Consider the following 7,466-nt stretch of genomic DNA (forward strand, 5'->3'; position numbering starts at 1 on the left):
TTTTAAAGGGCGTCGGCTACGGTCGGCGCTATCCTTCCCTGCCCTGAAGGACGGGGCTTGCCGCGCCTTTTGGTCAGCGGTGCGGAGCACTTTGGAGGCCAAGGCGGGGGCGGTAGTCTATAATCCTGCCAATTCCCCTAATGCGTTCGCGCCAGCGGTGCGGAGCACTTTCGTCGCCATGACTGAGGCTGTCTCTACTGCCGATTCTGCCTTGCTGACCGTACAAGGGCTGCGGGTTTTCTTGCCCAGCCGTGCAGCTGGCGAGCCCTCGGGATCCCCGGTGGTGGACGGGCTGTCTTTCCAGATCGGGATCGGCCAGACCTTAGGCCTAGTGGGGGAGTCGGGATCCGGCAAAACCATGACCGCCCTGACGCTGATCGATCTGCTGCCCAGCTCGGCTCGGGTGGAGGGCAAAATCCTCTTCAAGGGCCCTGACGGAACGGTGGACTGGCTGCAGTTGGATCCCCGGCAACGGCGGCGCTATCGCGGATCCCAGATCGCCATGATTTTCCAGGAGCCGAGCACCGCCCTCAACCCCCTCTACACCTGTGGCCAGCAGTTACAGGAAACCTTGAGGGCCAACACCTCCCTGAGCCCGGCGGAGATCCGCGCCCAAGCCATTCGCCTGTTTGAGGAGGTGCAGCTTTCTCCCCAGATGCTGGAGCGCTACCCTCATCAGCTCTCCGGCGGCCAAATCCAGCGGGCGGCCATCGCCTGTGCCATCGCCTCCAATCCCCAACTGTTGATTGCCGATGAGCCGACCACCGCTCTGGATGTCACGGTGCAAGCGGAAATCCTGCGCCTGCTCTGGGAGCTGCAGCAGCACCGGCAGATGGCCATCCTCTTCATCACCCACGATCTCAATTTGGTGGCCGAACTGGCAGATCAGGTGGTGGTGATGCGCCGGGGCCAAGCTGTGGAACAGGGATCGGTGGAGCAGATCTTTCGGGATCCCCAGCATCCCTACACCCGCGGCCTGTTGGCCTGTCGCCCGGTGTTGGAGCGGCGGTTGCGGCGGTTGCCCACCGTCCAGGATTTTCTGGAAAAAGGGGGATCCCCAGAGGAGCAGTGGCAGCAGGTGGAGATCCCGGCTGCCGTTCGCGTAAGCGGGACGGAGTCCTTAGAGGAAGAACGGCTGCGCCGGCTGTACAGTCAGCCCCCCCTGCTGCAGGTGCGGGATCTGCGAACCCACTACGCCGTCCGTCGAGGGCCATTTGGCCGCCAGGTGGGCGAGATCCGAGCTGTGGATGGGATCAGCTTTGACCTCTACCCCGGAGAGACCTTGGGGCTGGTGGGAGAGTCCGGCTGCGGCAAAACCACCCTGGGGCGAACCCTGTTGCGCCTGGTCCGTGCCAGCTCTGGCCAGGTGATCTACGACGGCGAGGAGCTGCTCCGCTTGCCGCCCCAACGCTTACGTCGTCTCCGCCGCGAGATTCAGCTGATCTTTCAGGATCCGGCAGCCTCACTGGATCCGCGCATGAGTGTGGGAGCCAGCGTCATAGAGCCAATGGCCCTGCACGGGATTGGGAGAAATGCTGCTGAGCGACGAGCACGGGCCCAACGCCTGTTTGAACGGGTAGGGTTGGATCCGGAAGCGCTGGATCGCCCGCCCCACCAGTTTTCCGGAGGACAGCGGCAGCGGATCTGTATTGCCCGCGCCCTGGCCTCGGAGCCCCGCCTGATCGTCTGCGATGAGGCAGTGTCTTCCCTGGATGTCTCCGTGCAGGCACAGGTGCTGAACTTGCTCAAGGATCTGCAGGAGGAACTGGGGTTGGCCTACCTGTTCATCTCCCACGACCTGAGCGTGGTCAAGTTCATGAGCGACCGCATCATGGTCATGAACCGGGGCCGCATCGAAGAGCTTGGCCCCGCCTCCCAGATCTACCAGCAGCCGCAGCAGGACTACACCCGCCGCCTCATCGCCGCGTTCGCGCCAGCGGTGCGGAGCACTTCCCCCAAAGGGAGATCCGTTCGCGATAGCGGGCCGTAGGCCTTAAAAACGCACCCATTTGCCCCAAACGGGTTGAAAAGTTTCCCCTGCATCCGGCTCCGGGCTGGGCAACCCTGCGGGTTAACTTCGCAGTAAGATTTGCAATGAGGCTAAAATTAAGTAAACTTCCAGTCGTAAAGCTTCGGCTCTTTGTTAGCACATTTAACAAAACGTTTTATCCGCAGTTTGGGCTGCAACCGGCTATGGCTCGCATACTCATTATTGAGGACGACCCTTCGATTCTGGATATCCTGCGCATCAATCTGGAGTTGGCGGGCTACGAGGTTGTGAAGGCCACCGATGGGGTGCGCGGACAAGCACTGGCTCTGCAAGTTCTCCCCGATCTGATCATCCTCGACCTGATGCTGCCCCAGGTAGATGGCCTGACCGTTTGTCAGCGCTTGCGGCGGGAGGAGCGCACCAGCGAGATCCCGATTTTGATGCTCACCGCCCTCGGCCAAACCCAGGACAAGATCGAGGGCTTTAATGCCGGTGCCGACGACTACCTGACCAAGCCTTTTGAGGTGCAGGAGCTGCTGGTGCGGGTGCGGGCTCTGTTGCGGCGCTCAGACCGGATCCCACAGGCGGCCAAGCATGGGGAGATCCTCACCTATGGCCCTCTCACGCTGGTGCCGGAGCGCTTTGAGGCGTTGTGGTTCGGCAAAACGATCAAGCTCACCCACCTGGAGTTTGACCTGCTCCACTGTCTGATGCAGCGACATGGGCAGACCGTTTCCCCCAGCGAAATCCTGCAGGAGGTGTGGGGCTACGAGCCCGACGACGACATCGAGACCATCCGTGTTCACATCCGCCACCTGCGCACCAAGCTGGAGCCGGATCCCCGCCACCCCCAGTACATCAAAACCGTCTATGGGGCGGGCTACTGTCTGGAGTTGCCCAACATTGCCGATCCCAGCCCACTGCAGCCAGAGCTGGCGAAAGATTCCCACAAATAATGATTCTTTCATGATTCTTGAGGATGCTGCTCACGCAACTGCTAATCTAGGGGATGCCCTGCTGCAGATTGCGCTCTGAGATCTATGCCTGGTGCCATTCGGTATTTGATGTGCCCACCCGATCACTACGAGGTGGACTATGTGATCAACCCCTGGATGGTGGGGAATGTTCACCGCTCTTCGCGAGAACGGGCGCTGCAGCAGTGGCAGGCTCTTTATCGGCATCTCTCGCAGCGGGCGGAGGTGAAGCTAATCCAGCCGGTGCCGGGATGGCCGGATATGGTGTTTACGGCGAATGCTGGGCTCATCCTGGGATCCAAGGTGGTGCTGAGCCGTTTTTATCACCCAGAGCGGCAGGGGGAACAGCCCCATTTCAAGGCTTGGTTTGAGGAACAGGGCTACACCGTCTATGAGCTGCCGCCGGCCCTGGCTTTTGAGGGGGCGGGAGATGCTCTGTTGGATCGGGCAGGGCGCTGGCTGTGGGCGGGCTACGGCTTTCGCTCCATGTTGGAGTCTCACCCCTACTTGGCCAAGTGGCTGGGGATCGAGGTGTTGTCTTTGCGGCTGGTGGACGAGCGGTTCTACCACCTGGACACCTGCTTCTGCCCCCTCTCCGAAGGCTATTTGCTCTATTACCCGCCGGCTTTTGATGCCTATTCCAACCGCCTGATCGAGATGCGGGTGCCCCCTGAAAAGCGGATCCCGGTTCAGGAGGCGGATGCCATTCACTTTGCCTGCAATGCCGTGGATGTGAACGGCACGATCTTGGTGAATCGGGTCAGCCCAGAGCTGGAAGCCGCCCTACAGGAGCGGGGATTTGCGGTGGTGCAGACGGAGCTGACGGAGTTCCTGAAAGCCGGTGGGGCGGCCAAGTGCTTGACATTGCGCCTCGACGAGACGGTGGCTCCCCAAACCGATCCGGTGGCCACGGTGCTCAGCCGGACGGTGACCCTCCAGGGACACTTGGTGGACAGCGACCTGCTCACCAGAGCCGTCGATTGCATTGTGGACAATGGCGGCAGCTTCCAGATCCTCAAGTTTCAGCTTGGGGAAAAACGGCAGAGCACTTCCACGGTGGAACTGGCCGTTTCCGCTCCCACCGAAGAGACCCTGGATACCATTCTCAGCGCCTTGATCGAGCAGGGGGCCCGTCTCTCGGAAGAAACCCAGCAAGACGCCCGTCTGGAGCGGGTGGAGAAGGCAGGGGTAGCGCCCGACGATTTTTATGTCACCACCATCTATCCCACGCAGGTGCGGGTGGCCGGCCAGTGGATCCCGGTGCAGCGGCAGCGCATGGATGGGGTGATCGTGGTCAAGGGATCCGATTGCAATGGCAAGACGGAGTTTTCAGCCTACTGCACCCTGATTCGAGACCTGCAGGTGGGGGATGCCGTGGTGTGTGGGGTGGAAGGGATCCGCACCGTGCGCCAGGCCAGCAAAGAGCGCTCTTCCCAGGAGTTTACCTTTATGGGATCGGGGGTCTCCAGCGAGCGGCGGGTGGAGATCCTGGTGGAGCAGATTGCCTGGGAGCTGCGGCAAATCAAGGAGCGGGGCGGCAAAACGGTGGTGGTGGCAGGGCCGGTGGTCATCCACACAGGCGGCGGATCCCACTTGGCTACCCTGATTCGGGAGGGCTATGTGCAGGCGCTGCTGGGGGGCAATGCCATTGCCGTTCACGATTTGGAGCAGAATCTCTACGGCACCTCGCTGGGGGTGGATCTGTCGCGGGGCACCCCGGTCAAGGGCGGCCACAAGCATCACCTCAAAACCATCAACCTCATCCGCAAGTATGGCAGTATCCGAGCTGCGGTGGAAGCGGGCGTGATTACCGGCGGGGTGTTCTACGAGTGTATTCGCGCTCAGGTGCCCTTCTCCCTGGCGGGATCCATCCGCGACGATGGGCCGCTGCCGGATACGGAGATGGATCTGATCAAGGCCCAACAGGATTATGCGCGGCTGCTGCAGGGGGCCGACATGGTGCTGATGCTCTCCAGCATGTTGCACTCCATTGGTGCCGGGAACATGACGCCTGCCGGGGTCAAGCTGATCTGCGTGGACATTAACCCGGCAGTGGTGACCAAGCTGGCCGATCGGGGATCCCTGGAGTCGGTGGGGATTGTGACCGATGTGGGCCTGTTCTTGAGTTTGTTGGTGCAGCAGTTGGCGCGTTTGGGGCAGGTGTATGAGCGCCCGCAACCTGCTCTTGCTGCCCGCTAGCCACCCCATCCATAAGCGCTGTTATCTTTTGGGATCCTTAAACTGGGATCCTCAAGCCTCAAAAGGGTATGCCTTTTATTAGCCTGTTGACGGATTTTGGCCTGCAGGATCCCTATGTGGGCATTATGAAAGGGGTGATTCATACCCTTTCCCCACAGGCTCAACTCATCGACCTCAGCCATGGGATCCCGCCTCAGGATGTGGCAGCGGCTCGCTTTGCCCTGATGACGGCCTATCCCTACCTGCCGTCGGGCACCATTCACCTGGCCGTTGTGGATCCAGGGGTGGGGAGTAGCCGCCGGGCGGTAGCCATCCAAACCGAGACGGGCTTTTTGGTTGGCCCTGACAATGGCCTGTTCAGCGGCGTTTTGGCCCAAACTCCGGCGCTGGCTGCTGTGGAACTCAACCGGCCCCGCTATTGGCGCACCCCCTCTCCCAGCCGCACCTTTCATGGGCGGGATATTTTTGCCCCGGTTGCCGCTCATCTGGCCAACGGGATCCCTTTGGCGGAGCTGGGGGATCCCCTAGACGTAGCAGAACTAACCCGCTGGGAGTGGCCGCCACCCCAGATGGAGACCAACGGCTGTCGCGGCCTGGTCCAGGCCATCGACCACTTCGGCAACGGCATCACCAACCTGCCCGGACAGTGGGTGGAAGGTCGAAGCTGGAGCGCCTGGATCAAAGGGATCCCCGTCCGCTCCGTGGCCACCTTTGCTGAGGGAGAAGTTGGGGAAGTGCTGGCCCTGGTGGGCAGCTCCGGCTGGGTGGAGATCGTGCAAAACCGAGGCAATGCCAGCCGTGCCTTGGGTTTCAAAGTGGGAGATGAGGTGCGCGTGCAGTGGATCCTCACCCCCAGCCCCTCTCCCGAAAAGAGGGGGATCCTAGGCAGGTTGGCTTTCCACCGTCACGGCTTCCGTCGGAGTAGTGGGGTTTGAGGCGCCCACTTGGACTTTGATCACCCGCGCTGCGTCGGCTTTGGGCAGAGTGAGGGTGAGGATGCCGTCGCGATAGGTGGCCGAGACTTTCTCCGGCTGGATGCGGCGGGCCAGCTTGAGGATGCGTTGAAAAGGTTGGGGCTCCACTTCTTGGTAGCGCAATTCAGCACCTTCAGGGCCGTGAACCTGGATCTCGCCGCTGATGGAGAGCTGTTGAGCCGTGGCCTCGATGTGGAAGCGTTCCCGATTGGCACCGGGCACCCACAACTGGACGGTGTAGGCTTCGCCGCTCTCCCAAACCTGCAGAGGAGTGGGCAGGAAGGAGCGAGAGCGTCCCCGGTTGGGCTCCGCTTGCAGAGCTTGTACCTCGAAAAGCGGGCTGAAGTAAAGAGTTGCCATAGTGTCTCCTAGGGTAAATAGGCTAAGTCATCAATGGAGTTGAGGGAAGCGAAGAGATCTCGGCAAAGAAGGCTTGGCCTGCACTTGGGATTTGAATTCACAAAATCCTGCTCTGATCATCCAAGAAAGCCATCCCAGCGAGGGAGGGCAAACCGATCTGCGATAGGCAGGATCCCCTCACCTCATGGGGAAGAGGGATGAAAACAAACAGGGCAATCCAATGGTTCACCAAATTTTCGGGCTGGAGGCCCGCACCATAGCCGCAGGCTTGGTGTCGGGAGGAAAGCCCTCCTCCATATAGGCTTGCTGGTCAAAAGTCTGGATGAACTACAATAAGCCCATGAGCCAGACTATATCGGTACGTTGCAAGCTGATAGTCCCACAAGAGTTGCGTCAAGAAATTGACCGCACTTTGCAGGGCTTTGCGAATGCTTGCAACCAGATTCTCGACGCCGCCAAACAAAAGAACTGCTGGAACACCGCTAAGCTGCACCACTTGGTCTATCGGCCGGTAAGGGCAGCAACGGGGCTGAAGGCCAACCACGTCTGTCAGGCGCTCCGTCGGGTGATTAGCAATGCCAAGGCGGTGAAGCAAGTCCACAAGTTCCGCCCCACCAGTCTGACTTTGGACGCGCGTACTTTTAGGTACCGAGAGTCCGACCAGGCCGTGGGCGTGACCCTGATGAGCGGACGGGTTTGGCTCAAGCTCAAGATCGGTGGTTACCAGATAGCGCTTCTGAGAGGCCAGGAGCCAACAAGTGCAACCCTGTCCAAGACCAAGCAAGGGGACTACTACATCAACATCGCTGTTGAGCTGGACACTCCCCCGACTGGCAAGACTCCCAAGGTAATCGGAGTTGACTTGGGCAGGCGGGATATCGCCACCGCTAGTAACGGACGCTCTTGGAGTGGAGAGCACATCCAGGCCGTCCGTGACCGGTTCAGCCGTGTACGCGCCAAGGTTCAATC

Annotated in this window: 5 protein-coding genes and 1 pseudogene; 5 read left to right on the top strand and 1 reads right to left on the bottom strand. The window is 60.6% G+C overall.

All coding sequences use genetic code 11. The features are described from left to right. Nucleotides 1-178: 178 nt before the first annotated feature. The 4 genes from NW834_RS12740 to NW834_RS12755 all read left to right on the top strand — a co-directional run bounded on the left by NW834_RS12740 (nt 179) and on the right by NW834_RS12755 (nt 6,098). A complete protein-coding gene (locus tag NW834_RS12740; protein ID WP_414419010.1) occupies nt 179-1,990 on the top strand; it encodes an ABC transporter ATP-binding protein in 1,812 nt (603 codons plus the stop codon). 203 nt (nt 1,991-2,193) lie between these two features. After that, on the top strand, nt 2,194-2,946 hold the full coding sequence (locus NW834_RS12745; RefSeq protein ID WP_414342492.1) for a response regulator transcription factor: 753 nt from the start codon (nt 2,194-2,196) through the stop codon (nt 2,944-2,946). An 84-nt stretch (nt 2,947-3,030) separates the two neighbouring features. Continuing rightward, complete coding sequence (locus NW834_RS12750; RefSeq protein WP_414384367.1) at nt 3,031-5,163, top strand: TIGR00300 family protein; 2,133 nt, start codon at nt 3,031-3,033, stop codon at nt 5,161-5,163. Between the two features lie 68 nt (nt 5,164-5,231). Further along, on the top strand, nt 5,232-6,098 hold the full coding sequence (locus NW834_RS12755) for an S-adenosyl-l-methionine hydroxide adenosyltransferase family protein (RefSeq protein ID WP_414419008.1): 867 nt from the start codon (nt 5,232-5,234) through the stop codon (nt 6,096-6,098). On the opposite strand, the gene NW834_RS12760 is transcribed toward NW834_RS12755, so the two are convergent. Then, entirely contained in the window at nt 6,045-6,497 is a 453-nt protein-coding gene (locus tag NW834_RS12760) for an Hsp20/alpha crystallin family protein (protein WP_011431920.1), read from the bottom strand. The genes NW834_RS12755 and NW834_RS12760 overlap by 54 nt on opposite strands. 322 nt (nt 6,498-6,819) lie before the next feature. On the opposite strand from NW834_RS12760, the pseudogene NW834_RS12765 reads away from it, so the two are divergent. Then, nucleotides 6,820-7,466 (top strand): annotated as a pseudogene (locus NW834_RS12765) (RNA-guided endonuclease TnpB family protein); the annotation flags it as partial.

The organism is Synechococcus sp. R60.1, assembly GCF_047461835.1.
GTDB lineage: Bacteria > Cyanobacteriota > Cyanobacteriia > Thermostichales > Thermostichaceae > Thermostichus.

Coding starts and splice junctions, on each gene's coding strand:
- NW834_RS12745 (WP_414342492.1), top strand. CDS start 2,194: ATGGCTCGCATACTCATTATTGAGGACGACCCTTCGATTCTGGATATC.
- NW834_RS12740 (WP_414419010.1), top strand. CDS start 179: ATGACTGAGGCTGTCTCTACTGCCGATTCTGCCTTGCTGACCGTACAA.
- NW834_RS12755 (WP_414419008.1), top strand. CDS start 5,232: ATGCCTTTTATTAGCCTGTTGACGGATTTTGGCCTGCAGGATCCCTAT.
- NW834_RS12750 (WP_414384367.1), top strand. CDS start 3,031: ATGCCTGGTGCCATTCGGTATTTGATGTGCCCACCCGATCACTACGAG.
- NW834_RS12760 (WP_011431920.1), bottom strand. CDS start 6,497: ATGGCAACTCTTTACTTCAGCCCGCTTTTCGAGGTACAAGCTCTGCAA.